The following is a 25,007-nucleotide window of genomic DNA, read 5'->3' on the forward strand; positions in this document are numbered from 1 at the left end:
GTTTTTCGCACCGCGCTTCCTTCGCTAGGCTTTGGGCATGACTTATGATCTTGCCATCGGCGATTACGCCTATTCCTCTTGGTCGCTGCGCGGCTGGCTGTTGTTTGAAAAATACGCGATCCCTCGGCACCTGCATCTTGTGAGCTTTGCCAAAGACGCCTCGGTCGCCGATCAACTGCCTGATTTTGCCCCGGCGCGCACCGTTCCCGCCGTCCGCACCCCCGACGGCGCGGTGGTCTCTGAAAGCCTGGCCATCATCGAAGAGCTATCAGCGCGCCATCCCGAATTGGCAATTTGGCCCAGCGCCCCCAAAAACCGCGCCATCGCCCGCAATCTCGCCGCCGAGATGCACAGCGGCTTTATGGCGCTGCGCAGTGCCTGCCCGATGAACCTGCGCGAGGCGTTCATTTGGCCCGAGCCAAGCGCCGATGTGCTGCAGGATGTCGCTCGCATCGAAAAGATTTGGGCCCATGCGCGGGCCGAGGCCGATGCTGGGCCTTGGCTGCTGGGGGCCTATAGCGGGGCGGACATCATGTTTGCCCCGGTGGCCGCGCGGCTGGCGGGCTATGATCTGCCGATGAGCGCCCTCGCCCGCGATTACGTGACCACCCATCTGTCTGATCCGGCATTTCGGCGGTGGCGCGCCATGGGGCTTGTCCATGGGCCGCGACTGCATCGCTATGATCAGCCGCACCCGCTGACCGACTGGCCCGGCCCCACGCCGCTGGTGGCCAAGGCAAGCGACGCGACGCCCGAGAACGCTGCCTGCCCATACAGCGGAAAACCCAGCACCCATATGCTGGAGCTGAATGGCCGCACCTTCGGCTTTTGCAATGCATTTTGCCGCGACAAGACGCTGGCGGACCCAGAGGCCTGGCCCGCTTTCATGGCCCTCGTCAACGGCACGGATTAACCATGTCCTAACCCTGCCCCCTTTAGGTTTGGCCAAAGGGGGCAGCATGATCGCACGGGCCTACACGGTGGCGTTTGAGGGGGTGAATGCCCATCAGGTTGAGGTGCAATGCGCCCTCGCCCCCGGCCTGCCGGCCTTTTCAATCGTTGGGCTACCCGACAAAGCGGTGTCCGAGGCGCGCGACCGCGTGCGCTCTGCCCTGACTGCGATGACCATTGCCCTGCCCTCAAAACGTATCACCATCAACCTTTCGCCTGCCGATCTGCCCAAAGAGGGCAGTCACTTTGATCTGCCCATCGCGCTGGCTTTGCTGGCCGCGCTTGAGGTCATCCCCAAAGATGCCAGCGAAACCGTTGTGGCGCTTGGCGAGCTGTCGCTTGACGGCTCATTGGTGCCCGTGACAGGTGCACTGCCCGCGGCGATGACAGCGGCTGCGGAAAATCGCGGTCTGCTCTGCCCCGAAGCCTCGGGGGCCGAGGCCGCCTGGGTCGGGGCGACGCAGGTGATTGGCGCGCGCAGCCTGCACGCGGTGGTGCAGCACTATCTTGGGCAGGCCCCCATCGCGCCCAGCGCACCCGGCGAAGTTGCCGCCCATGAGGCCAGCAAGGATATGCGCGATGTCAAAGGGCAGCAGCGCGCCAAACGCGCGCTCGAAATTGCCGCCGCCGGGCGGCACCATCTGCTGATGCTGGGCACACCGGGCTCTGGCAAATCCATGCTCGCTGCGCGATTGCCCGGCATTTTGCCACCACTCTCTGCGCCGGAGGCTTTGGAAACCAGCATGATCCATTCGGTCGCCGGGCTGATTGATCAGGGCGGCATCTCGCGCACCCGCCCCTTTCGGGAGCCGCATCATACCGCGTCGATGCCAGCGATTGTCGGCGGCGGACGTCGCGCCATGCCCGGCGAAATCAGCCTCGCGCATAATGGCGTCCTCTTCATGGATGAATTTCCCGAGTTTCCGCGGCAGGTGCTGGAGACATTGCGCCAGCCAATTGAAACCGGAACGGTGATGATTGCCCGCGCCAATGCGCATGTCAGCTATCCGTGTCGCTTCATGTTGGTGGCGGCGGCCAACCCGTGCAAATGCGGGTTTCTTTACGATCCGGCCCGTGCCTGTGCTCGGGTGCCGCAGTGTGGTGAGGATTATCTGGGGCGCATCTCAGGCCCCCTCATGGATCGACTGGATCTCAGGATTGAGGTGCCCCCTGTGGCCTATCATGACCTTGACCTGCCGCCAGACGGGGACAGCTCTGCCATGATCGCGGAGCGGGTGGCGAAGGCGCGTGCGCTGCAGGCGGCACGGTTTGAGGCGCACACCAATGTGCATGCAAATGCCGACATGCAGGGCAAATTGCTGGAAGAGGCTGCGGCACCCGACGCTGACGGCCGTGCGCTATTGGCGCAGGTGGCGGAAAAATTCGGGCTTACCGCACGGGGCTACCACCGCGTGCTGCGCGTGGCCCGCACCATCGCGGACCTCGAAGGCAGCCCGGGGCTGCGCCGCCCCCACATCGCTGAAGCGGTGAGTTTTCGACTAACAACAACCGAGCGTTAGGGCCTTACAGTTTGGCTTCGATGGCCTCCCAGATTTTGGCGGCGATATTCACACCGTCAAATCGCTCCAGCTCCTGAATCCCGGTCGGAGAGGTGACGTTGATCTCTGTCAGGTAGTCGCCAATCACGTCGATGCCGACAAAGATCTGACCCTTTTCTTTCAAAAGAGGCCCAATGGCGGCGCAGATCTCGAGGTCGCGATCCGTCAGGCCGATTTTCTCGGGACGCCCGCCGACATGCATGTTGCTGCGGGTTTCCCCCGCCGCAGGCACGCGGTTGATCGCCCCCACGGGTTCGCCGTCGACCAAAATCACGCGCTTATCGCCATTGCTGACATCGGGCAGGAACTTCTGCACAATCAGCGGCTCGCGACTAAAACCCGTGAACAGCTCGTGCAGGGAGGACAGATTGCGATCATTTTCATCCAGACGGAAAACGCCCGCGCCGCCGTTGCCGTAAAGCGGCTTGAGGATCACATCGCAGTGTTTGGCCTTAAAGGCTTTGATGGTCTCAAGATCCCGGGCAATTGTGGTCGGCGGAGTCAGCTCTGGAAAATCCAGTACCAGCAGTTTTTCGGGATAATTGCGCACCCAGAACGGATCATTTACAACCAGCGCCTTGCCCTTGAGGCGGTCAAGCAAGTGGGTTGAGGTGATGTAATGCATGTCAAAAGGCGGATCTTGGCGCAGCCAGATCACGTCAAAATCCTCAAGCGCGACACGTTCCTTCGGCCCCAAATCCACATGGTTGCCCTGCTCGCGGCGCAGGGTCATCTTGTGGCCTTTGGCGGTGATCACCCCTTCTTCGAAGGCCAGCATATCCGGGGAGTAATAAAACAGTTCATGCCCGCGCGCCTGCGCCTCTTCGGCGATACGAAAGCTGCTGTCGGCATTGATATCAACGGATGTAATCGGATCCATCTGGAAGGCGATTTTCATGGCTGTCCCTCATGTTTGCTGCGCCCTACATGGCGTGCAGATAGCCTGCTTGCAATGCAAAGGCGGCCTAGAAAAACGCATTTTCAAGAATTTGTGTTGTCCCCAGCGCATCCACCAGCGCCACATCAAAGCGCATATCGCATAGGCTCCCGGCCGTTTCCTGTGCGGCAAACACCTCAGCCGCGCGCATGATACGGCTGCGTTGCCCGGCGCTCAGGCTTTCGGCGGCGCGTGCAAATGTGGCGGCGCGCTTGACCTCAACAAACACCAAGAGCGCATCCTTACGAAAGATCAGATCAATTTCTGCACCGCCGCCGCGCCAGCGTTCTGCCTGAAAGGAATATCCCTGCGCCAAATAGTCCGCGCGCACCTGCCCCTCGGCGGCGAGGCCCGACAGATACGCCAATTTTCCGCGCCTGCGTTTTTCAGATGACGCCATGCGTCCCGCCCCAGTTCCTATCAGCCTTTCTTCAGCTCTAGCGCGCGGGCATAAACTTTTCGTTTATTGACGCTGAATGCCTGCGCCACCGCTTCTGAGGCATCGCGTACCGACATGGTCTCCAGCGCAGTTTTCAGGGCAGTTTCCATATCTTCGTCAGAGGTTTGCGCGTCCCCGGCGCGTTCGATCAGCACCACGATTTCGCCTTTGACCGAGCGCGCGGCATAGCTGCCGGCCAGCGCGGTCAGGGCGCCGCGCTCGACCTCTTCGAATTTCTTGGTCAGCTCGCGGCAAACCGCAGCAGGCCGATCCCCCAACACCTCGGCGGCATCGCGCAGCATGTCCACCAGACGACGCGGACTTTCGTAGAACACCAGGGTGCCCGGAACATCTTTGACCGTTTGCAGGGCCGTTTTGCGCGCGGTTTTGGCATTGGGCAAAAACCCTGCAAAGAAAAACGCATCCGTGGGCAGACCCGCGATGCTAAGCGCAGTGATGATCGCCGAGGCCCCGGGCGCAGATGTCACCAGATGGCCCGCCTCGCTCGCCTCGCGCGCCAGGTGATAACCCGGGTCGGCAATCAGCGGGGTGCCCGCCTCGCTGGCATAGGCCACGGATTTCCCTTCGGCCAGCAGCGCCAGCAGCTTGGCGCGGGTGCCCGCGCCGGAATGATCGTGATAAGCCATGACATGCCGCACGCCGAGCGGCACACCGTGAATTTCAAGCAGCCGCTTGAGCGAACGGGTGTCTTCCGCAGCCAGCACATCCGCGCTGGCCAATGTGTCAAGCGCACGCAGAGTGATGTCGCGCGCGGTGCCAATCGGTGTCGCCACAAAGTGCAGCCCCGGGGCCAAAGAAATTATTTTGTGATTCAAAGCTGGACCCTCCGCCGGGGGAGACTATTATTCAGAGCAATCAAATTGCCGTTCAAATGCCGTCTGCGGCGGCCCAAGTCCGGACAACCTGTAAGGATAGTGTTCATGTTTGCTGCTTTTAAACGCCGCCGAGGCATTCTGAAAGGGGCCTTGGCCCTCACCGCCGCTGCCGTATTGGCCGCTTGTGAACCAATTGCCTTGGGAACTGGTCCGTCCATCAACACCGACAAGCCGGTGCCTGTGGCGCTTTTGGTGCCGCGTGGTTCTTCCACGTCCGGCGATGCTCTTCTTGCCCAAAGCCTTGAAAATGCTGCGCGTCTGGCGATGACCGATCTGAATGGTGTGCAAATTGACCTGCGGGTTTATGACACCGCAGGGGACGCAGCGATTGCACAGTCCGCAGCATTGCAAGCTGTGGGCGATGGCGCGAAAATCATTCTGGGCCCGGTGCGCAGCGGCCCGGCCAATGCCGTGGGTGTGGCACTCGCCGGCAAGGGCGTGAATGTGCTGACCTTTTCCAACAATACCGAGATTGCCGGGGGCAATGTTTTCCTTCTCGGGCCAACCTTCGAAAATACCGCTGACCGGCTGGCAGGCTTTGCCGCGCGCAACGGAAAATCGCGCGTCGTTACTGTCCATGCGCAGAATGTTGCTGGCGAGGTCGGGCGCAACGCCATTGCGCGCGCGCTCAACACCAATGGGCTGACCAACGCGGGGGCCGTGGGCTATGAATTCTCGCAACAGGGCGTGGTCGCTGCGGTGGACGACGTGCGCAACACCGTGCGCAACAATGGTGCCGATGTCCTGTTCCTGACCTCTGACACCTCAGGGGCCCTGCCGCTCTTCACGCAGCTGCTGCCCGAAGCGGGCCTGACCAGCGGCAGCGTGCAATATGTTGGCCTCACCCGCTGGGATATTCCGGCGCAGACACTGTCGCTGCCGGGTGTCCAAAACGGCTGGTTTGCCCTGCCCGATCCGGCCCTGTCCGGGCAATTCCGCGATCGGTATCAGGCCGCCTATGGGGCCTCTCCGCATCCCATCGCTGGCCTCGCCTACGACGGGATCGCAGCCATTGGTGCGCTTGTCGGCCAAGGCAATAGCAATGCTCTCACCACCTCGGCCCTGACACAGGGTCAAGGCTTCAAAGGGGTGAACGGCGTATTCCGCCTGCGCGCGGATGGCAGTAACGAACGCGGGCTGGCGGTGGCCACGATCCGTGACAATCAGGTTGTAATCATTGACCCAGCACCAAGAAGTTTCGGAGGCGCAGGTTTCTAAACCTGCGGCCTTCCTTCCGACTCCGCCAAAAGATCTCATCTGTGAGCCAGACCTGATTTTTGACCGCGCCCAAATGGGCGCGGCAATCGTTGCGGCCTGCCGCGACGCAGAAGATGCACGCGCAACCCGCAGCGCCGTGGTCGGGCTGCTGCGCGCCGCGCGCAGCCGCGGGATGGAGGCCATCGGTGCCGCCTTTGAGGCCAAACCGCGCGAGGCCCGCCCAATGACCCGCGCCTATACCTGGCTGACGGATTGTCTGGTCGCGACGACCCACTATGTGGCGACAGAATGGCTGCATCGTCTGGCCACCCCAACCAAAGGGGAGCGGATCGCACTCTTGGCGGTGGGGGGCTATGGCCGCGGCGAAATGGCCCCGCAGTCGGACGTCGACCTGCTATTTCTGACCCCCTATAAGATCACCGGCTGGGCCGAGAGCGTGATTGAATCCATGCTCTATATGCTCTGGGATCTGCGCATGAAGGTCGGGCATAGTTCGCGCACCGTCAAAGATTGCCTGCGCCTCGCGGGCGAAGATTACACCATCCGCACCGCCCTGCTGGAGCAGCGGTTTCTAGCGGGCCACCGCCCTCTGGCGCGGGAGCTTACGGCGACCCTTGAATCGCAGCTTTTCCACGGCACGGAGAAGGAATTTATCGAAGCCAAATTGCTTGAGCGCGATGAGCGCCACATCAAGCAGGGTCAGCGCTATGTGGTGGAGCCGAACGTCAAAGAGGGCAAAGGCGGGTTGCGCGATTTGCAGTCGCTGTTTTGGATCGCCAAATATGTCTACCACGTCACCAGCGCCAAAGATTTGGTGCGCCACAAGGTGTTCAGCCAGGAAGAGCTTGAGCTTTTTCAGAAGGCTGAGAACTTTCTTTGGGCGGTGCGCGCGCATCTGCATCTGATCAACAAACGCCCGATGGAGCAGCTGGCCTTTGACATGCAGGTTTCTGTGGCCGAACGCATGGGCTATGTCGACAAAGGCGGGCGCCGCGCGGTTGAGCATTTCATGCAGGACTATTTTCGCAATGCGACATCCGTGGGCGATCTGACCCGCATTCTGCTGTCAAAACTGGAAGCGGAACACAAAAAATCTGCCCCGCTGATGGAGCGTTTGTTCCGCCGTCGCCGCAAGATCAAAGAAGGCTACGCTGAGGTGCACAATCGCCTCGCGATTGCCGATGAAAAGGTCTTTTTGGAGGACAAGCTGAACATGCTGCGCCTGTTCGAAGAGGCGCTGCGCACCGGGCTGTTGATCCATCCTGACGCGATGCGGCTGGTCACGGCCAACCTGCACCTGATCGACGAGGACATGCGCACCAACAAGGAAGCGCAGCGCATTTTTCTGGGCACGCTTTTGAAACACGGCAACCCCGAACGCGCCTTGCGGCGGATGAATGAGCTGGGGGTTCTCTCGGCGTTTATCCCCGAATTTGAACCCATCGTCGCGATGATGCAGTTCAATATGTATCATTCCTACACGGTGGATGAGCATACGATTCAGGTCATCTCGAATTTTGCGCAGATTGAGCGCAAGGAACTGATCGAAGAACTGCCGCTCACCTCGGAAATTTTGGCCCGCAAAATCAACCGCAAGGTTCTGATGGTCGCGATGCTGCTGCATGATATTGGCAAGGGGCGCGATATTGACCATTCCATCCTTGGCGCGCAGATCGCGCGCCGCGTCGCCCCGCGTCTGGGGTTGAACAAGGAAGAATGCAATACCGTTGAATGGTTGGTGCGCTATCACCTCTTGATGTCAGATGTCGCGCAAAAGCGCGACATGAGCGATGAGCGCACGATCCGCAATTTCGTCAAAGCCGTCAAAACGGTGGAGCGGTTGGATTTGCTGACGGTCCTGACCGTCTGCGACATTCGCGGCGTCGGCCCGGATGTCTGGAACAACTGGAAGGCCACGCTGCTGCGCAAGCTCTACAACCTCAGCAAAGCGGCCTTTGACAATGGGCTTGAACCCGTGGGCCTCAAGAACCGCAACACCGCAGCCCGCAAACAGCTGCGCGAGGCTCTGCCCGATTGGCCGGCCAAGGCGCTCAAGCAGGAAACTGCGCGCCATTATGATCCCTACTGGCAGGGGCTGCCAACCGATGCGCATAAGATTTTTGCCAAGCTATTGCGTGATATTTCCGACGATGAAATCCGCATAGATTTGCAGCCGGATGACGACCGTGACGCAACGCGCGTCTGTTTTGCGCTGGCGGATCATCCGGGCATCTTCTCGCGTCTGGCCGGGGCGCTGGCGCTCGTGGGGGCCAATGTCGTTGATGCGCGGACTTATACATCCAAAGATGGGTTTGCGACGGCCGCCTTCTGGATACAGGACGCGGATGAGCACCCCTATGAAGCGGCGCGCCTGCCGCGTCTCAGCAAGATGATTCACCGCACCCTGAAAGGTGAAGTGGTCGCCTCTGAAGAGATGAAATCGCGCGATGTGCTGAAAAAGCGCGAAAAAGCCTTCCGCGTGCCCACCACCATCACCTTTGATAACGAAGGCTCGGAAATCTACACAATCATCGAGGTCGACACACGCGACCGCCCCGGCCTGCTGTTTGACCTGACGCGCACCCTGGCGGACAGCAACGTCTATATCGCCTCCGCCGTGATCGCGACCTATGGCGAACAGGTCGTTGACACCTTTTACGTCAAGGACATGTTCGGGTTGAAATTCCACGCCGAAGGCAAACAAAAACTGTTGGAAAAACGCCTGCGGGACGCGATCGCCAAAGGCGCGGAAAGGGCACATTCATGAAGCCCATCCGGCTGATCCGGGGGTTTTTGACCGTTGGATTTTGGACCCTTCTCAGTCGTGTGCTGGGGTTCGCGCGCGAGATCCTGATTCTCAGCCTGATTGGCCCCGGGGCCGGGCTGGATGCGTTTGTCGCCGCCTTTCGTCTGCCCAATATGTTCCGCCGTTTCTTTGCCGAAGGTGCCTTTAACGCTGCCTTTGTCCCGCTGTTTTCAAAAAAATACGAGGCGGGCGAGGACGCACGGGCATTTGCCCAGAACGCGCTGAGTGGTCTGGCGCTGGCGGTGATGGTCCTGACCGCGCTGGCGATGATTTTCATGCCGGGGCTGGTCTGGTTGACCGCAGAAGGGTTTTATGGCGATCCCCGGTTTGACGTCACGGTTGGCTATGGGCGCATTGTCTTTCCCTATATCTTCTTCATGTCGCTGGCGGCGCTCTTCTCTGGGGTGCTCAATGCAACGGGGCGTTTTGCGGTCGCCGCAGCCGCGCCTGTGTTGCTGAATGTCTTTACCGTCGCGGCAATGACGCTGGCCTATTTCTTGGGGCAAGAGGTCATTCGCTGGCTCGTCTGGGTCATCCCTGTTGCCGGGGTTGCGCAGCTGGCGCTGGTTTGGGTGGCGGCAGATCGGGCCGGGGTGCGCCTGCGCCCGGCGCGGCCACGCTGGACAAATGATATGGCGCTCATGCTCAAAGTGGCGCTGCCGGCGGCGCTGGCATCGGGCGTCATGCAGATCAACCTTGTTGTCGGCCAGCTTGTCGCCTCGCGCACCGAAGGTGCCATCAGTTGGCTTTTTGCGGCGGATCGCCTTTATCAGTTGCCACTTGGGGTGGTTGGCATTGCAGTGGGCATCGTGCTGCTGCCGGATCTGTCACGCCGTCTGAAAGCTGGCGATGACAGCGGCGCGCAGCAGGCCTTTTCCCGGGCCAGCGAATTTGCCCTCGCGCTGTCGATCCCTTCGGCGATTGCCTTTCTTGTGGTGCCACTGCCCTTGGTATCCGTGATGTATGAACGCGGCGCAACCACCGCGTCGGATGCGCAAGCCATTGCTTGGGCCGTTGCCGTCTATGGTCTGGGCCTGCCCGCGTTCATCCTGCAAAAACTCTATCAACCGCTGTTCTTTGCGCGCGAAGACACCAAGTCCCCTTTCCGCTATGCGCTTTGGGCCATGGCGATCAACGCGGGTCTGTCATTTGGCTTGCATCCGCTGGTGGGCTGGCTGGCTCCGGCAATCGCGGCGACCGTGGCAGGCTGGGCGATGGTGGCGATGTTGGCCCTTGGCGCGCGGCAATTCGGTGTGGCTGCGCAGCTCGATACCCGGTTCAAAACGCGCATCTGGCGCATCTGCCTTGCAGCGTTGATCATGGGTGCAGCCCTGCTGGCGCTCTTCCTGGGTTTTCGCGCGGCGTTTTTCGCACCGGGGCTGCGTTATCTCGCGCTCACCTGTTTGGTGCTGATAGGCGGCGTGGTCTATTTCGGCGCAGGACAAATCTTGGGCGCGTTCAAATTGTCTGAGATCAAGCGCGCCGGGCGCAGCGCACCCTAGTCGTGGCGGATACGAGCGCGGATACGCGCCCAACCTCCGGGCACCAAAACAAAAGACAGCGCAAAACCCGTGCAAAACCCCGCCAGATCCGCAACCCAGTCGCCCGAGCCGCCGAAAAGCACGCCAAATACCAGCTGAATGCCCAGCAAGAATGCGATCAGCGTAAAGGCGCGGCTTTGGTTTTCGCCGACGCTGCGGAGCTTGGCCCACATCAGAAACGTGAAAGCCCCGATAAATCCATAGGCCCCGGGGTATGATCCGATAAGCGGGGCCGGGTCTGCCCACGCAAGGCTATAAGCAAATGCGCCAACAACGCCCGACAGCAGAAAAATCACCACCACGGCCACAGGGTGCATCACCTCGCCCACCATTTTGCCAAGCGCCAGAATAATCACCGCGCCGAACAGCGCGTGGGTAAAATTGCCGTGCAAAAACAGATAGCTGATAAAGCGCAGCAGATGCTCCGCTGGATACACGCCGCTGTCCCACATCCAGGCCGCGATATCTGGGGAAAACGCATATTGCTGCATCGCCGCCAGACGCCAGCCAATGGCCGAGGGGCCGCCCACCACACCTTTGGACCCAGCAAAGAAGATCAGCTCTATCGCCACGATGACAACGGCAAGCGCGGCCACAACGGGCGGAAGTGGGTTCACGGGGCTGTTATTGTGATGCGGTTGCATGGGCGCTCCTTGACGGCATTTGACGCCATGGGTAAGCCAAGCGGGCAATAAATTCCAGACGGAGTATCAGCTATGAGTGAGGCGGTCCAAACGTCCTCGTCTTTCACCCCGCGTGTTTTCTCGGGCATTCAGCCATCCGGCGGTCTGACATTGGGCAATTATCTTGGCGCGATGAAGCGTTTTGTCGATACGCAGGAAACCGGCGTGCAATCGATCTATTGCATGGTGGATCTGCACGCGATCACCGTCTGGCAAGATCCGGAAAACCTGCGTCGCGCAACACGCGAGCTATGCGCGGGCTATATCGCCTCAGGCCTTGATCCCAAAAAATCGATCCTTTTCAATCAATCCCAAGTGCCCGAGCACACGCAATTGGCGTGGATCTTTAACTGTGTCGCCCGCATGGGCTGGATGCAGCGTATGACGCAGTGGAAAGACAAGGCGGGCAAGAATTCGCAAAACGCATCTCTGGGTCTCTTTGCTTATCCCGCGCTGATGGCGGCTGACATTCTGGTTTACCACGCCACACATGTGCCGGTGGGCGAAGACCAGAAACAGCATGTGGAACTGACCCGCGACATCGCGGCAAAATTCAACCATGACTACGGCGTTGATTTTTTCCCGATGGCCGAACCTGTCATCGAAGGCGCGGCCACGCGGGTGATGTCATTGCGCGATGGCACCAAAAAGATGTCAAAATCCGATCCGTCAGATGCCTCGCGCATCAACTTGACGGATGATGCTGACACGATTGCCAAGAAAATTCGCAAGGCAAAAACCGACCCCGAGGCCCTGCCATCCGAAGCCAAGGGTTTGGAAGACCGCGCCGAGGCCCGCAACCTCGTGAATATCTACGCCGCGCTGAGCGAACAATCGGTGGATGCCGTTTTGGCAGATGTCGGTGGCAAGCAATTTTCGGAATTCAAGCCGATGTTGGCGGAGCTCGCGGTGGAAAAACTCGCGCCCATCTCCACCGAGATGTCACGCCTGATGCAAGAGCCGGCCGAGATCGACAAGATCCTGGCAGATGGGGCCGAACGCGCTCGCGCCATTGCAGCGCCGATCCTGAAGGAAACCTATCGTATTGTCGGCATGGTGGGGTAACGCCGCCCCGGCCCATACACATGCGCCGCAAAAACCGGCCTGTCATAAAACTGAAACTTGTCCCTGGCAGAATGGGGCAGAATTTTAGCAGGCCTTTTCAGCACAAATCGCCCTGGGGTTCGCCCTGGGGCGCTTTTCCTTTTTGCGCTCGACTTTCATAACTTTCCTGAAGCGCAAATTCGATTGCTCTTATCAAATGCTTACGCCATGATGCCCGCAAGGAGAGATTTTCATGCGTAAGTTTATGGTCGTGCTGGATGACAGCCGCGAATGTCTGAATGCGATGCGGTTTGCTGCAATGCGCGCTGCTAAAACCGGCGGCGGGGTCGAAGTTCTGGCCGTCATCCCCCCCGAAGAGTTCAATCACTGGATCGGTGTTGGCGACATCATGCGGCAAGAAGCGCGCGAGCGTATCGAAGTGCATTTCGAGGTCTTCGCCAAATGGATGCGCGACCGCCAGAACGTGAACCCAGAACTGGTGATCCGCGAAGGTGAACCTGTTGCCGAGATCCTCGCGCAGGTGCAGGAAGATGCCGACGTGGGTGTGCTTGTGCTTGGGGCTGGCACCGACCGGGGTGGCCCGGGCCCTCTGGTGACGCAACTGACCCGCAGTTCGGGCACCTTGCCCATTCCGATCACTGTGGTTCCTGGCGATCTGTCCAAAGAACGGCTGGAAGCCATTACCTAAGCGGCGCGGCCCATCGTTTTAGAATGATTCCAAACCTTGACTCTGCCCGCTGCCCCACTCATATCAGGGGCAGTGATGAAAGGCCCCGACATGTTCATTCAAACTGAATCCACGCCAAATCCGGCGACCCTCAAGTTTTTGCCTGGTCAGACGGTTCTGTCTGCTGGCACCGCTGATTTTCCCAGCAAGGACAGCGCGCATGCCTCGCCCTTGGCTGAGAAGATCTTTGAGGTGAACGGAGTCACCGGCGTTTTTCTGGGCCATGATTTTGTCACCGTCACCAAAGATGACGGCACAGAATGGGACCATATGAAGCCCTCGATCCTGGGCATGATCATGGAGCATTTTCAATCTGGTGCGCCGGTTCTGGCCGCTGAGGGTGTGGCCCCGTCTGGCCATGCCGATCACACGGGCGAAGACGGCGACATTGTTGAGCAGATCAAAGAGCTGCTTGACACCCGCGTGCGCCCTGCTGTGGCGCAAGACGGCGGCGATATCACCTTTCATGGGTTTGAACGCGGCGTCGTCTATCTGCACATGCAAGGGGCCTGCGCAGGCTGCCCCTCTTCCACTGTCACGTTGAAAATGGGCATTGAAAACCTGCTGCGCCACTACATCCCCGAAGTGACTGAGGTGCGCCCGATTGACCTCTGATCCGCTGATCATCGGGTTTGATACATCGGCCGCGCATTGCGCGGCCGCTTTGCTGCGGGGGGACGATGTTTTGGTAAGCCAAGCCATCGACATGACCCGCGGACAAGCCGAAGAACTGATGCCGCTGCTGGACAAATTGCTGGCCGGCCAAAGCCTGAGCTGGCAGGACATCCACGTCATCGGTGTTGGCGTTGGCCCGGGCAATTTCACCGGCATTCGCATTGCGGTCTCGGCCGCGCGTGGTCTGGCCCTGGCACTCGGTGTGCCGGCGATTGGTGTCTCGACATTTGAGGCAAGCCTGCTCGGACAGCCTGAAGGCACGCTCGCGACCGTGCCCGCCCCGCGCGGGCAGCATTATGTGTTGGATACCCTGACACAGGACGGACCGCTGCTGTCCTCAGATCCGCTGCCTGAAAACCGGCGCGCGGTTCAGCCCCCGGCTGCCGCTGTGCTCGCCGAGAACATTGCCCGTATCGCCAGCAGCAAGGCAGATAAGACGCAGGCCCGCCCCGCGCCGCTTTACATCCGTGCCGCAGATGCCGCCCCGGCGCGCGATCTGCCGCCGCCAATCTTGTGACCCCTGAGCATTTGGCGGGCCTGCATCAGCGCGCTTTTACGAACGCGCGCCCGTGGTCTGCTGCGGAATTTGCCGCTTTGCTCAGCAGCCCCCATTGTTTCCTGGAAGGCGACTCAAAGGGCTTTGCGCTTGGCCGGGTCATTGCGGGGGAAGCAGAGCTTCTGACATTGGCGGTGGACCCAAATTTTCAGCGCTCTGGACGTGGTCACGCGCTGCTGCAGGCCTATCACAAAACGGCGCAAGAACGCAGCGGAACCACCGCCTTTCTTGAGGTCGCGGCGGACAATAGACCCGCAATTTCATTATATCTTTCAAATGGATACACAGAAACTGGGCGGCGCAAATCCTATTATACGCGCCAAACCGGACCCGCTGTAGATGCCCTGATACTGTCGCGCGATCTCTAAGCTGCCCCTAGGGCAGCCTGATTTCTCAGCCAAATGGTCAAAAAAATTGGTTGACCCTCCCCCTTAACTCCGGCGTATTTTGATTAATGATCTTTGATGATCTCAACATCCTAGACCCGGCGCGAGGGAAAGACCGGGTCTGATAATAATATGTGGGAGATACATATGACCCTGATGAAGAAATTTCTGGGCGCCGCTGCTGGCATCGCTCTTGCTGCTGGCGCTGCCGCAGCCGAACCTGCCCTGATTTTCGACCTCGGCGGCAAGTTCGATAAATCCTTTAACGAAGCTGCCTTTAACGGCGCGGAACGCTGGGCCGAAGAGACTGGCGGCAAGTATCTGGAAATCGTTCTGCAATCCGAAGCACAACGTGAACAGGCGCTGCGCCGCTTTGCCGAAGCGGGCGCAAACCCGGTCATCACCATGGGCTTTGCCATGGCGACCCCGGTAGAGCAGGTGGCCCCGGATTATCCGGAAACCAAATTCGTCAACATCGACGGTTTCATCCCGGAAATTCCGGCAAACGTGCAGATGATCAGCTTCCAGGAGCATCAAGGGTCCTACCTTGTTGGCATGCTGGCCGCGATGGCGTCTGAGTCGGGCACCGTTGGCTTTGTTGGCGGTATGGACATTCCGCTGATCCGGCACTTTGGCTGCGGCTATGCGCAGGGTGTTAAAGCCGTGAACCCGGATGCCACCGTTATTGCGAACATGACTGGCACCACCCCAGCGGCCTGGAATGATCCGGTGAAAGGGTCAGAGCTGACCAAAGCGCAAATCGCTCAGGGCGCTGACGTTGTCTATGCCGCTGCGGGCGGCACCGGCGTTGGTGTTCTGCAAACCGCTGCGGACGAAGACATTCTGTCCATTGGGGTCGACTCCAACCAGAACCACCTGCACTCCGGCAAAGTTCTGACCTCGATGCTGAAGCGTGTTGACGTTGCGGTTTATGAGGCGCTGAAATCCGGCGAAGATCTCGAAACAGGTGGGGCCGTGGTTCTTGGTCTTGCCGAAGAGGGTGTTGGCTATTCAGTCGATGAGCACAACGAAGCGCTGATCAGCGCAGAGATGAAAGAGGCCGTCGAAGCCGCGCGCACCGCGATCATCAACGGTGAACTCGAAGTGGCAAGCTACTACGCCACAGACAGCTGCCCTGCACTGGACTTCTGATCCAGACCCAAAAAAATAGAAAGGCCGCGCCGCATCTGCGGGCGCGGCCTTTGCAAACCAGCGAGGGTGCACCGTGAACACAGCTCCGGCGATCGAGTTGCGCGGCATTTCCAAATCATTTGGTCCTGTCCAGGCAAACAAAGATATCTCCATTTCCGTTCAGCCAGGTACGATCCACGGGATCATCGGCGAAAATGGCGCGGGAAAATCCACTTTGATGTCAATCCTTTACGGGTTCTACAAAGCGGACAAAGGCGATATCTACATTCAGGGGCACAAAACGCTCATTCCGGACAGTCAGGCCGCGATTGCTGCGGGCATCGGCATGGTGTTTCAGCATTTCAAGCTGGTTGAAAATTTTACCGTTCTGGAAAACATCATCCTTGGGGCCGAAGACGGGCCGCTGCTGCGCAGCTCTCTTGGCAAGGCGCGCAAGGAATTGGCCTCTCTTGCCAAGGAATATGAACTGAACATTGACCCCGATGCACTGATCGAAAACCTCAGCGTCGGCCACCAGCAGCGGGTTGAAATCCTCAAGGCGCTCTATCGGCAGGCCGATATTTTAATTCTGGATGAACCCACCGGCGTTCTGACCCCGGCAGAGGCGGACCAATTGTTCCGCATTCTGGATCGGCTCCGCTCGGAAGGGAAAACCATCATCCTGATCACCCACAAGCTGCGCGAGATCATGGAATACACCGATACGGTCAGCGTCATGCGCCGTGGTGAGATGACAGCCACTGTGAAAACCGCAGAAACCAGCCCAGCGGGGCTGGCCGAGCTGATGGTCGGCCGCAAAGTATTGCTGCGTGTCGACAAGACCCCGGCCCAACCCGGCGAGGTTATTCTGGACGTCCAAGACCTGCGGGTCGTCGATGAAAAAGGTGTGGAGCGCGTCAAAGGTATCAGCCTTCAGGTGCGCGCGGGCGAGATCCTGGGCATTGCGGGGGTTGCGGGCAATGGGCAATCCGAGTTGCTTGAGGTTCTGGGCGGCTATGCCGATGCAACCGGGCGCATCACGATCAATGGCACTGAACTGCCACTGTCCGGCCCCGGATCGGACGGCGGCGCGCGCCGGATGGCGGGTATTTCACACGTCCCAGAAGACCGGCAGCGCGAAGGGTTGATCATGGACTTTGCCGCCTGGGAAAATTCAGTGTTCGGCTATCACCATGATAAAAAATACCAATCTGGCCTTCTGATGGATAACAAGGGCATTCTCGCCCATGCCGCCGACCAGATGCAGCGCTTTGACGTGCGCCCGCCTGATCCGCATCTGGCGGCCAAGAATTTCTCGGGCGGTAACCAGCAGAAAATTGTGGTGGCCCGCGAAATTGAGCGCAACCCAGATGTCTTGCTGATCGGCCAGCCCACGCGCGGCGTGGACATTGGCGCCATTGAATTCATTCACCAGCAGATCGTGCAGCTGCGCGATCAAGGCAAAGCCATCCTGCTTGTCAGCGTGGAACTGGAAGAGATCCTGTCTCTTGCCGATCGTGTTGCCGTAATGTTTGACGGCAAAATCATGGGCGAGCGGCTGGCAGAGACCACAGATGAAAAAGAACTCGGTCTGATGATGGCCGGCGTTTCAGGGGGACGCAGCTGATGACCAAGATGCCACTCTGGGCCGATGCCATCCTTGTACCGCTGATCAGCCTGTTTCTGGCGGCCATTCTCAGCGCGCTTGTCATTCTGGGGATCGGGGAAAACCCTGTCGAAGCCTTTAACCTGATGGTGGATGGCGCGCTGAAACGCAGCGCGGGCTGGGGCTATACGCTCTATTACACCACCAATTACATCTTTACCGGCCTGGCGGTGGCCGTGGCCTTTCACGCGCGCCTGTTCAACATCGGCGGTGAAGGTCAGGCGATGATTGGCGGCGTTGGTGTGGCGCTGATCTGCCTCTACATCCCCTGGCCGCATTGGACGCTGGCGATCTTCGGGGCCTCGGTCGGGGCTGCGCTGTTTGGGGCGGCCTGGGCGTTTATTCCCGCCTATTTACAAGCCAAACGCGGCAGCCATGTGGTGATCACCACCATCATGTTCAACTATATCGCCTTTTCGGTTCTGGGCTATTTGCTGGTTGAGGTTCTGCGCCCGGCAGGCTCAATGGACCCGGCCTCTGCGACCTTCCCGGAGGCGACGCATCTGCCGAATTTCCATGACATGTTTGCGCCCGAAGGCTCGCGCATGTTCCGTGGGGCCCCGGCCAATGTGACCTTCTTCCTGTCGCTCGCGGCCTGTGTACTTGTCTGGCTGCTGATCTGGCGCACCAAACTGGGCTATGACATCCGCAGCTTTGGCAAATCCGAGACGGCCGCCAAATACGCCGGCATCTCGCCGCTGCGCATCACTGTGATCGCCATGCTGATCTCTGGCGCACTGGCGGGGATGATGTCGGTCAATACGACATTGGGCGAAAGCGAACGGCTGATCCTCAATTCCACCGAAGGGGCCGGATTCGTTGGCATCGCGGTGGCGCTAATGGGGCGCAACCATCCGATTGGCATTCTGATGGCCGCCTTGCTCTTTGGGTTTCTCAATCAGGGCGGCGCAGAGTTGGCGCTTTGGACAAACATCCCGCGCGAGCTGATCGTGGTCATTCAGGCACTGGTCATTCTGCTGACTGGCGCGCTTGACAATATGGTGCGCATGCCGCTGGAGCGGCTGTTTCTCTCGCTGCGCAAGAAGGATACCGTGTGATGGATTTTCTGACGCTTCTGCAAATCTCCGACAGTTCCGTACGCCTTGCCATTCCGCTGCTGCTGGCCTGTCTGGCTGGCCTTTATTCAGAGCGCGCCGGGATTTTTGACATTGGGCTGGAAGGCAAGATGCTGGCCGCCGCCTTTGCGGCCGGGGCCTTTGCGGCCGTCACTGGCAACGTTTGGGTCGGCTTGCTGGCGGGCATCGGGGCGTCGCTGATCTTATCGGCCATTCACGGCGTCGCCTCCATTACCTTTCGTGGCAACCAGCTGATTTCCGGCGTGGCCATCAACATGCTGGCCGCTGGTATGACTGTGCTGATTGCCCAGCGTTGGTTTCAGCAGGGCGGGCGCACGCCGTCGCTGACTGGCGACGGGCGGCTCAACCCGATCACCCTGCCCTTTGCAGATATGTTCGAAAGCATCCCGCTCTTTGGACCCACCTACAAAGAGCTGATTTCGGGGCACAGCGTTTTGGTCTATCTGGCGCTGGCGCTGGTGCCGCTGACCTGGTGGGTGCTTTACCGCACGCGCTTTGGCCTGCGTCTGCGCGCGGTGGGCGAAAACCCGGCCAGTGTGGATACGGCGGGCGTGTCGGTGGTGCGCCTGCGCTTTACGGCTGTCATGATCTGCGGCGTGCTCTGCGGGGTCGCCGGGGCCTATTTGGCCACGGGTCTGCAAGCCGGATTTATCAAAGACATGACCGCAGGTCGCGGTTTCATCGCCCTTGCGGCGCTGATCTTCGCCAAATGGCGGCCTTGGTATGCGCTTTGGGCCTGCCTGCTTTTTGGCTTCTTGCAGGCCGTCGCTGTGCGCTTTCAAAGCATCGAAATCGCCGGTGTAGTGATTCCCGTTCAATTGATGGAGGCCCTGCCTTTCATCCTGACCGTCATCATTCTGGCCGGATTCGTGGGGCGCGCGATCCCGCCTCGGGCCGGCGGAGAGCCTTATATCAAAGAGAGATAGCGCCAACAGCGGCAATTTTGTCGACATCGCCTCTGAAATCCAAATCTGACTGGTTGCATTCATCAGACCTTTGGCGCTATTTGGCGCCATGCAGATATACCTCCCGATTGCCGAAGTCTCCGTGAACGCTTTCCTCCTTCTGGGATTGGGGGGCCTTGTCGGTGTCCTGTCCGGAATGTTTGGTGTTGGCGGCGGCTTCTTGATGACGCCGCTTTTGTTTTTTATCGGTATCCCGCCCGCCGTGGCTGTGGCAACCGAAGCCAACCAGATCGTTGCATCCTCGTTCTCGGGCGTGCTGGCGCATTTCAAAAGGAGGACCGTCGATCTCAGGATGGGGACCGTGCTCCTTGTCGGGGGCCTCACGGGGGCCGCGATTGGTGTGGTGGTCTTCAACTACCTGAAATCACTGGGTCAGGTCGATCTGCTGGTTAAGCTGTGCTACGTGATCTTCCTTGGGATCATTGGCGGCCTGATGTTCATCGAAAGTCTGAACGCCATTCGCCGCAGCAGCAAGAACCCCGGTGCGGTCAAACGCAAAAAACACAACTGGATTCACGGCCTGCCTTTCAAAGTGCGCTTCCGTGTCTCGGGTCTTTATATCTCGGTTATCCCGCCCCTTCTGGTCGGCGTCTTTGTCGGTATCCTGTCGGCGATCATGGGGGTCGGCGGCGGTTTCATCATGGTGCCTGCCATGATCTACCTCTTGGGCATGCCAACCAAAGTGGTGGTCGGCACCTCGCTGTTTCAGATCATTTTTGTGACGGCCTTTACCACCCTGCTCCACGCCACCACCAACTATACGGTTGATATGGCTTTGGCAGTGCTGCTGCTGGTCGGCGGCGTCATCGGTGCGCAGTTTGGGGCCGTGATCGGCACGCGACTGAAAGCCGAACAGCTGCGCATTCTGCTGGCGATTATGGTGCTGGGCGTCTGCCTGAAACTCGGCCTTGATTTGCTTATTATGCCCGGGGAGCTTTACTCTCTCGGCGCGTCCGGAGGACACTAAATGCTGCGCAGACTGCTTGTCCTTCTCTGCCTTGCCGCGCCTGCCCATGCGCAAGAAGAAGTCGTTCTCGGGCTCAGCCAAAATCGCGTGGCAATCACCGCGAATTTTGACGGTTCTGAAATTCTGGTCTTTGGTGCGGTCAAACGCGAAGACAGCATCCCTGAAGGGGACCCGCTGCAAGTGATCGTTGCGGTGTCTGGCCCCAATGAGCCGATCACCGTGCGCCGCAAGGAAAAGAAATTCGGCATTTGGGTAAACACTGACAGCGTAGAGATTGATGGCGCGCCCAGCTTCTATGCCGTGGCCACCAGCGGACCTCTGGGCGAGATTGTCAGCCCCGCCGAAAACCGCTTGCACCAGATCTCTGTTGAAAACGCGATTTCCTCGATCGGCGCGCAGACGCAAAAGCCCGGCGCAGCCGAATTCGCCGATGCGGTGGTGCGCATCCGTACCAATCAAGGCTTCTATATGCTGCGCGAAAACACCGTGGATGTCAGCGAACAGACCTTGTTTCGCACCTCGGTGGCCATGCCGGCCAACCTGACCGAAGGCTTCTATGCCACCCGTGTGTTCCTGGTGCGCAGTGGCGAGGTGATTTCGACGTATGAAACCAAGATCGACGTGCGCAAAGTCGGGCTGGAGCGCTGGCTGTATAACCTGTCGCGCCAGCAACCGCTGGTCTATGGCCTTTTGTCGCTGGCGATTGCCATCATCGCGGGTTGGGGCGCATCGGCCTTCTTCCGCGTGATCCGTCAGGGCCGCTGATCGGCGCTGACCGTTGGGCGCTTAGCCGCGCCCGACAAAAGGCATCTTGGTCGCCATAACCGTCATGAATTGCACATTGGCCGCAGGCGGAAGCTCGGCCATATGCAAGACCAGACGCGCCACATCCTGCACATCCATGGTTGGCGCAAGCTCGACAGTTGGGTCAACGGCCAGCGCGCGCGCGTTCAACTCATCCACCATATCGGTATCTGCGTTGCCAATGTCGATCTGCCCGCAGGCAATATCATAGGGACGCCCATCCAACGACAGCGCGCGCGTCAGCCCGGTGATCGCGTGTTTTGTGGTGGTATAGCAGACGGTATTGGGGCGCGGGCTATGAGCGGCCAGAGACCCGTTATTGATGATGCGGCCACCTTGCGGGGATTGCGCCCGCATCTGCGCAAAGGCCAGCTGCGCGGCGATGAACATACCCCGCACATTGACGTTCAGCACATGGTCAAAGTCATCGAGCGGCACCTCGTCAATCGAGGCCGAAGGGCCGGTCACACCGGCGTTGTTAAACAGTGCATCCAGCCGCCCGCTCATGCTGACAAAGCGATCAAAGGCCGCTTTCATCGCCCCGGCGTCAGTCACATCCACCGGCAGGGCCATGGCGTTCTTGTTGCGCTTGGCCATTTCGGTCAGCAGCGTGCCACGCCGCGCCACCAGACCAACGCGCCAGCCCTGCTCAAGAAAGGCCTGCGCCGTCGCGCGCCCAATGCCGGAACTGGCCCCGGTGATAATGATGCTGTTCATACCTGTTCCTCCAATGTCAGAGCCACTGCCGGGGCTTTCAAATCATCTGTCGCGAGCGGACCGCTTGGCATGCTCAGACGGTTGCGCACCACCCAGTAAAGCCGTTCCTGCGCACGGGTGATGGCCACGTAAGCCAAGCGCTTCCACAGCGGCTGCCCGGCCTCGGTCCGTCCCATGCGTGCCGCAGCATAAAGATCAGGCCCAAAGACTTGCACATTTTCCCATTGGCTGCCTTGCGCCTTGTGGATCGTCACCGCCGCCCCATGCAGAAAGGTAGCGCCCATCCGCGCGGCATAGGGGATGAAAGGTTCTTCCTCGTCCGGCATCTCGATCTTGACGATTGAGGCCGCCGAAACCTGTGGATCTTCAGCTCCCATGACATGCAAGCGTGAAAAGCCCGGCTTGCGCCCCGGTCCTAGATAGACAACCTGCGCGCCTTTGATCAGGCCGCGCGCCTCAAGATCCAGCCGTTTTTTGCGGTGTTTCATCGGCAGCTCGATCCCGTCGCAAATCAATGGTTCGCCAGCCAAAAGCGCATCGGCTGGCGCGCCATGTACCTTGCGAAAGGCATTGATCAATCGCACGCGCGTGGCATTGCGCCAAACCAAAACCGGCGAGCGCGCCATCAGGTCCACCTCGACGCGCTGCCCCCAGACAATGCGGTCATCTTCCTGTGATTTTCGCTCCACCAAACGCTCAAAATCTTCAAAGCCCACATCCGGATCCGCCAGCGCATGTGCGAGATCAAGGATCGGGTTGTCGGCGTCCTGGCGGTGAATGCGGCTCAGCGTGAACTTTGACTCCTCGGGCAGCTTGTCAAACACCATCGAGCCTGATTGGTTCACCGGTGCCAGCTGCGCGGGATCACCAAACAGCATAAGCGTTGGAAAAATTTCTTTCAAATCGTCAAACTGGCGGTCATCCAGCATCGAGGCTTCGTCCACCAGCCCGATATCCAGCCCCTCTTCGCGCCGCTTCCATCCTGTGATGAAATCAGAGCCGCGCAACCCTGCCGCAGCCAAGGCCCCCGGGATCGATTTGTGCAGCGCATAAAAGGCGTGGGCGCGATCAAGGGACTCGTCGCTCAACCCCTCAATCTGCGGCCGTTCGCCATTTTCGGCCAGCCATTCAGCGATCTTTTCATATTCAGGATCATAGACGGGGCTATAGAGAATGCGGTGGATCGTGGTCGCGGGCACGCCCCGCATCCGCAGAACACTGGCCGCCTTGTTGGTCGGGGCAAGGATCGCCAGCGAACGGCGATCTTGCGCTTTCTTGCTCTCATAGTCGCCGGATATGATGGATAACCCGGCCCCGGTGAGCGCCTGTACCAATTCGGACAGCAGCAGCGTCTTGCCGGACCCAGCCTTGCCCATCACGGCGGCGACAGCAGCTTTCCCCGACTGTGGCGGCAGCATCAGACTGTCATCCAGATCGACGCCCGCGCCCTTCAAAAGCGCTGAAATTTGGTCAAAGGCCTCTGCCTGATCATGGGATAAAGTAAGTGCCGATGACGTCATGCACGGACCCTACAGGCGGGCTGCGCTGAGCGCCAGCCTGCAATTTCATTGCGCCAGATCTTGGCGGCCTTTGCCCTGCATCGGCGCCCGAACCGCCGCGAGATTGGACAGTTCAACAGCGGCCAATAGCGTCAATTCGTCAAGCTCTGCGGCAAGCTGCGGCAAATCGTTTTCCACCGCATAGCTTCGCAGGTCCGCCAGAACCTCAAGTATCCAGTCATGCCTCATATCGCCCCTCCTGTATGCGAGCCGCGTTTGTGGCAAACGCGCGCAAACAGCCAAAGGCTGCAATCTGCAGCCGCTCACGTCACGGGCATCATGGCGGATAAGGAGTTTCGCAAAAGTAAATCGCCCCTGGGATTGCTCCCAAGGGCGATACAACAAAGGTATTCGGCTTATTTACCGGCGTCGATGACCTCTTGCACGCTTGTCAGCCCGGTTGTCGGGGCCTGCACAAGCACCGCCATATTGCCCGGCAGATGTTCATTGCGCATCATTTTCATATGCGCGGCTGGGATATCCTCCCAGCTGAAGGTCTCTGACAGAAACGGTTCAATCCGGCGTTCGATCATCATCTGATTGGCTGCCGCCGCCTGCTTGAGATGCGCAAAATGGCTGCCCTGCAGGCGTTTCTGATGCATCCACGTATAGCGGACGTCAAACGTCAGGTTGAACCCGGTGGTGCCGGCGCAGATCACAACCATGCCCCCCTTTTTGCACACAAGGTTTGAAACCGGGAAAGTGCTTTCGCCGGGGTGTTCAAACACGATGTCAGGGTTGTTGCCCTTGCCGGTGATGTCCCAGATCGCTTTGCCAAAACGGCGCGCTTCTTTGAACCAGGCATCATATTCGGGCGTGTTCACGGTGGGCAGCTGGCCCCAGCAGTCAAAGTCTTTGCGGTTGATCACGCCTTTTGCGCCCAGCCCCATCACGAAATCACGCTTGCTTTCATCCGAGATGACGCCAATCGCATTCGCCCCGGCCGCGCGGATCAACTGGATCGCATAGGTGCCCAATCCGCCAGAAGCGCCCCAAACCAGCACGTTCATGCCGGGCTTCAGCTCATGCGGCGGGTGGCCAAACAGCATCCGGTAAGCTGTGGCCAGCGTCAGCGTATAGCAGGCCGCCTCTTCCCAGGTCAGATGCTGCGGACGGCGCAGCAGCTGTTGGGCCTGTACGCGGGTGAACTGCGCAAAAGAGCCATCTGGGGTTTCATAGCCCCAAATTCGCTGCGTTGGGGAATACATCGGATCACCGCCGTTGCATTCTTCGTCATCGCCGTCGTCCTGGTTACAGTGGATGACAACCTCGTCGCCCACTTTCCAATTTTTCACCTTATCGCCCACGGCCCAGATAATGCCCGAGGCATCCGACCCTGCGATGTGATAAGGTTCGCCATGGCCATCAAAGGGGCTGATTGGCACGCCAAGACCCGCCCAGACGCCATTATAGTTCACGCCCGCCGCCATCACGAGAACCAGCACTTCGTTGCTATCAAGTGTCGGGGTATCGACCACTTCTTGCATAAAGGATTTGTCAGGTTCACCGTGACGCTCACGGCGAATGGCCCAAGCGTACATCTGTTTTGGAACATGTCCCAAGGGTGGCATTTCACCCACTTCATACAGGTCTTTCATAGGGGCCTCGAAGTTGGCCAAGTTCGTTTGCGTATCCAGTGCCATTTCAGCCTCCTGATCCAAA

Annotated in this window: 24 protein-coding genes; 16 read left to right on the forward strand and 8 right to left on the reverse strand. The window is 59.4% G+C overall.

Features of this window, described 5'->3' with window-relative positions; genetic code table 11:
- Nucleotides 1–37: 37 nt before the first annotated feature.
- A complete protein-coding gene (locus N6L24_RS12025; protein ID WP_271844930.1) occupies nucleotides 38–913 on the forward strand; it encodes a glutathione S-transferase in 876 nt (291 codons plus the stop codon).
- Nucleotides 914–959: 46 nt separating this feature from the next.
- Nucleotides 960–2,471 carry a YifB family Mg chelatase-like AAA ATPase gene (locus N6L24_RS12030; protein ID WP_271844931.1) on the forward strand — a complete coding sequence of 504 codons (1,512 nt, stop codon included), beginning with the start codon at nucleotides 960–962 and terminating at the stop codon, nucleotides 2,469–2,471.
- A 4-nt stretch (nucleotides 2,472–2,475) separates the two neighbouring features.
- Here the strand turns inward: N6L24_RS12030 and gshB are convergent, their stop codons facing one another.
- The 3 genes from gshB to rsmI form a co-directional block, all read right to left on the reverse strand.
- On the reverse strand, nucleotides 2,476–3,408 hold the full coding sequence (gene gshB, locus N6L24_RS12035) for a glutathione synthase (RefSeq protein ID WP_271844932.1): 933 nt from the start codon (nucleotides 3,406–3,408) through the stop codon (nucleotides 2,476–2,478).
- A gap of 67 nt (nucleotides 3,409–3,475) precedes the next feature.
- Entirely contained in the window at nucleotides 3,476–3,847 is a 372-nt protein-coding gene (locus N6L24_RS12040; protein WP_271844933.1) for a YraN family protein, read from the reverse strand.
- Between the two features lie 20 nt (nucleotides 3,848–3,867).
- Nucleotides 3,868–4,722: a 16S rRNA (cytidine(1402)-2'-O)-methyltransferase gene (gene rsmI, locus N6L24_RS12045; protein WP_271844934.1), complete on the reverse strand. Its 855-nt coding sequence runs from the start codon at nucleotides 4,720–4,722 to the stop codon at nucleotides 3,868–3,870.
- A gap of 105 nt (nucleotides 4,723–4,827) precedes the next feature.
- Between rsmI and N6L24_RS12050 the strand changes: the two genes are divergently transcribed.
- The 3 genes from N6L24_RS12050 to murJ are packed head-to-tail and all read left to right on the forward strand — an operon-like array spanning nucleotide 4,828 to nucleotide 10,308.
- Nucleotides 4,828–6,000 carry a penicillin-binding protein activator gene (locus N6L24_RS12050; RefSeq protein WP_271844935.1) on the forward strand — a complete coding sequence of 391 codons (1,173 nt, stop codon included), beginning with the start codon at nucleotides 4,828–4,830 and terminating at the stop codon, nucleotides 5,998–6,000.
- Entirely contained in the window at nucleotides 5,960–8,767 is a 2,808-nt protein-coding gene (locus N6L24_RS12055; protein WP_271844936.1) for a [protein-PII] uridylyltransferase, read from the forward strand. The genes N6L24_RS12050 and N6L24_RS12055 overlap by 41 nt, the downstream gene beginning before the upstream one ends.
- Nucleotides 8,764–10,308, forward strand: a complete 1,545-nt coding sequence (gene murJ / locus N6L24_RS12060) for a murein biosynthesis integral membrane protein MurJ (RefSeq protein WP_271844937.1) — start codon at nucleotides 8,764–8,766, stop codon at nucleotides 10,306–10,308. Before N6L24_RS12055 ends, murJ begins: the two co-directional genes overlap by 4 nt.
- Here the strand turns inward: murJ and N6L24_RS12065 are convergent.
- Complete coding sequence (locus tag N6L24_RS12065) at nucleotides 10,305–10,991, reverse strand: rhomboid family intramembrane serine protease (protein ID WP_271844938.1); 687 nt, start codon at nucleotides 10,989–10,991, stop codon at nucleotides 10,305–10,307. The two genes, murJ and N6L24_RS12065, sit on opposite strands and share 4 nt — an antisense overlap.
- A 72-nt stretch (nucleotides 10,992–11,063) precedes the next feature.
- Here N6L24_RS12065 and trpS point away from each other — a divergent pair, with 72 nt between their 5' ends.
- The 11 genes from trpS to N6L24_RS12120 all read left to right on the forward strand — a co-directional run bounded on the left by trpS (nucleotide 11,064) and on the right by N6L24_RS12120 (nucleotide 21,030).
- A complete protein-coding gene (trpS, locus tag N6L24_RS12070; protein WP_271844939.1) occupies nucleotides 11,064–12,095 on the forward strand; it encodes a tryptophan--tRNA ligase in 1,032 nt (343 codons plus the stop codon).
- 232 nt (nucleotides 12,096–12,327) lie between these two features.
- Complete coding sequence (locus N6L24_RS12075) at nucleotides 12,328–12,783, forward strand: universal stress protein (protein ID WP_271844940.1); 456 nt, start codon at nucleotides 12,328–12,330, stop codon at nucleotides 12,781–12,783.
- A gap of 90 nt (nucleotides 12,784–12,873) precedes the next feature.
- Nucleotides 12,874–13,437: a NifU family protein gene (locus tag N6L24_RS12080; RefSeq protein ID WP_271844941.1), complete on the forward strand. Its 564-nt coding sequence runs from the start codon at nucleotides 12,874–12,876 to the stop codon at nucleotides 13,435–13,437.
- A complete protein-coding gene (gene tsaB / locus N6L24_RS12085; RefSeq protein ID WP_271844942.1) occupies nucleotides 13,427–14,014 on the forward strand; it encodes a tRNA (adenosine(37)-N6)-threonylcarbamoyltransferase complex dimerization subunit type 1 TsaB in 588 nt (195 codons plus the stop codon). The genes N6L24_RS12080 and tsaB overlap by 11 nt, the downstream gene beginning before the upstream one ends.
- On the forward strand, nucleotides 14,011–14,421 hold the full coding sequence (locus N6L24_RS12090) for a GNAT family N-acetyltransferase (RefSeq protein WP_271844943.1): 411 nt from the start codon (nucleotides 14,011–14,013) through the stop codon (nucleotides 14,419–14,421). Before tsaB ends, N6L24_RS12090 begins: the two co-directional genes overlap by 4 nt.
- Before the next feature lie 165 nt (nucleotides 14,422–14,586).
- Nucleotides 14,587–15,591, forward strand: a complete 1,005-nt coding sequence (locus N6L24_RS12095) for a BMP family lipoprotein (protein WP_271844944.1) — start codon at nucleotides 14,587–14,589, stop codon at nucleotides 15,589–15,591.
- A gap of 73 nt (nucleotides 15,592–15,664) precedes the next feature.
- Nucleotides 15,665–17,197, forward strand: coding sequence for an ABC transporter ATP-binding protein (locus tag N6L24_RS12100; protein ID WP_271844945.1), 1,533 nt, complete (start codon nucleotides 15,665–15,667; stop codon nucleotides 17,195–17,197).
- Nucleotides 17,197–18,294: an ABC transporter permease gene (locus tag N6L24_RS12105; RefSeq protein ID WP_271844946.1), complete on the forward strand. Its 1,098-nt coding sequence runs from the start codon at nucleotides 17,197–17,199 to the stop codon at nucleotides 18,292–18,294. The genes N6L24_RS12100 and N6L24_RS12105 overlap by 1 nt, the downstream gene beginning before the upstream one ends.
- Entirely contained in the window at nucleotides 18,294–19,259 is a 966-nt protein-coding gene (locus N6L24_RS12110) for an ABC transporter permease (RefSeq protein WP_271844947.1), read from the forward strand. The genes N6L24_RS12105 and N6L24_RS12110 overlap by 1 nt, the downstream gene beginning before the upstream one ends.
- 88 nt (nucleotides 19,260–19,347) lie before the next feature.
- Nucleotides 19,348–20,265: a sulfite exporter TauE/SafE family protein gene (locus N6L24_RS12115; RefSeq protein WP_271844948.1), complete on the forward strand. Its 918-nt coding sequence runs from the start codon at nucleotides 19,348–19,350 to the stop codon at nucleotides 20,263–20,265.
- On the forward strand, nucleotides 20,266–21,030 hold the full coding sequence (locus N6L24_RS12120) for a TIGR02186 family protein (protein WP_271844949.1): 765 nt from the start codon (nucleotides 20,266–20,268) through the stop codon (nucleotides 21,028–21,030).
- A gap of 21 nt (nucleotides 21,031–21,051) precedes the next feature.
- Here the strand turns inward: N6L24_RS12120 and N6L24_RS12125 are convergent, their stop codons facing one another.
- From N6L24_RS12125 to ccrA, 4 genes are all read right to left on the reverse strand, one after another.
- Entirely contained in the window at nucleotides 21,052–21,786 is a 735-nt protein-coding gene (locus N6L24_RS12125) for an SDR family oxidoreductase (protein ID WP_271844950.1), read from the reverse strand.
- The gene (locus N6L24_RS12130; protein ID WP_271844951.1) at nucleotides 21,783–23,306 is read right to left on the reverse strand and encodes an ATP-dependent DNA helicase; all 1,524 of its coding nucleotides are present in this window, start codon (nucleotides 23,304–23,306) and stop codon (nucleotides 21,783–21,785) included. Before N6L24_RS12130 ends, N6L24_RS12125 begins: the two co-directional genes overlap by 4 nt.
- Before the next feature lie 45 nt (nucleotides 23,307–23,351).
- Complete coding sequence (locus tag N6L24_RS12135) at nucleotides 23,352–23,534, reverse strand: hypothetical protein (RefSeq protein ID WP_271844952.1); 183 nt, start codon at nucleotides 23,532–23,534, stop codon at nucleotides 23,352–23,354.
- Between the two features lie 167 nt (nucleotides 23,535–23,701).
- The gene (ccrA, locus tag N6L24_RS12140; RefSeq protein ID WP_271844953.1) at nucleotides 23,702–24,988 is read right to left on the reverse strand and encodes a crotonyl-CoA carboxylase/reductase; all 1,287 of its coding nucleotides are present in this window, start codon (nucleotides 24,986–24,988) and stop codon (nucleotides 23,702–23,704) included.
- Nucleotides 24,989–25,007: the final 19 nt, after the last annotated feature.

The organism is Cognatishimia sp. SS12, from assembly GCF_028369055.1.
In the GTDB taxonomy this organism is placed as follows: domain Bacteria; phylum Pseudomonadota; class Alphaproteobacteria; order Rhodobacterales; family Rhodobacteraceae; genus Cognatishimia.

Coding starts and splice junctions, on each gene's coding strand:
- N6L24_RS12065 (WP_271844938.1), bottom strand. CDS start 10,991: ATGCAACCGCATCACAATAACAGCCCCGTGAACCCACTTCCGCCCGTT.
- N6L24_RS12125 (WP_271844950.1), bottom strand. CDS start 21,786: ATGAACAGCATCATTATCACCGGGGCCAGTTCCGGCATTGGGCGCGCG.
- N6L24_RS12040 (WP_271844933.1), bottom strand. CDS start 3,847: ATGGCGTCATCTGAAAAACGCAGGCGCGGAAAATTGGCGTATCTGTCG.
- N6L24_RS12050 (WP_271844935.1), top strand. CDS start 4,828: ATGTTTGCTGCTTTTAAACGCCGCCGAGGCATTCTGAAAGGGGCCTTG.
- N6L24_RS12080 (WP_271844941.1), top strand. CDS start 12,874: ATGTTCATTCAAACTGAATCCACGCCAAATCCGGCGACCCTCAAGTTT.
- N6L24_RS12095 (WP_271844944.1), top strand. CDS start 14,587: ATGACCCTGATGAAGAAATTTCTGGGCGCCGCTGCTGGCATCGCTCTT.
- N6L24_RS12025 (WP_271844930.1), top strand. CDS start 38: ATGACTTATGATCTTGCCATCGGCGATTACGCCTATTCCTCTTGGTCG.
- N6L24_RS12105 (WP_271844946.1), top strand. CDS start 17,197: ATGACCAAGATGCCACTCTGGGCCGATGCCATCCTTGTACCGCTGATC.
- N6L24_RS12120 (WP_271844949.1), top strand. CDS start 20,266: ATGCTGCGCAGACTGCTTGTCCTTCTCTGCCTTGCCGCGCCTGCCCAT.
- murJ (WP_271844937.1), top strand. CDS start 8,764: ATGAAGCCCATCCGGCTGATCCGGGGGTTTTTGACCGTTGGATTTTGG.
- N6L24_RS12075 (WP_271844940.1), top strand. CDS start 12,328: ATGCGTAAGTTTATGGTCGTGCTGGATGACAGCCGCGAATGTCTGAAT.
- N6L24_RS12110 (WP_271844947.1), top strand. CDS start 18,294: ATGGATTTTCTGACGCTTCTGCAAATCTCCGACAGTTCCGTACGCCTT.
- ccrA (WP_271844953.1), bottom strand. CDS start 24,988: ATGGCACTGGATACGCAAACGAACTTGGCCAACTTCGAGGCCCCTATG.
- N6L24_RS12135 (WP_271844952.1), bottom strand. CDS start 23,534: ATGAGGCATGACTGGATACTTGAGGTTCTGGCGGACCTGCGAAGCTAT.
- N6L24_RS12030 (WP_271844931.1), top strand. CDS start 960: ATGATCGCACGGGCCTACACGGTGGCGTTTGAGGGGGTGAATGCCCAT.
- trpS (WP_271844939.1), top strand. CDS start 11,064: ATGAGTGAGGCGGTCCAAACGTCCTCGTCTTTCACCCCGCGTGTTTTC.
- gshB (WP_271844932.1), bottom strand. CDS start 3,408: ATGAAAATCGCCTTCCAGATGGATCCGATTACATCCGTTGATATCAAT.
- N6L24_RS12115 (WP_271844948.1), top strand. CDS start 19,348: ATGCAGATATACCTCCCGATTGCCGAAGTCTCCGTGAACGCTTTCCTC.
- N6L24_RS12130 (WP_271844951.1), bottom strand. CDS start 23,306: ATGACGTCATCGGCACTTACTTTATCCCATGATCAGGCAGAGGCCTTT.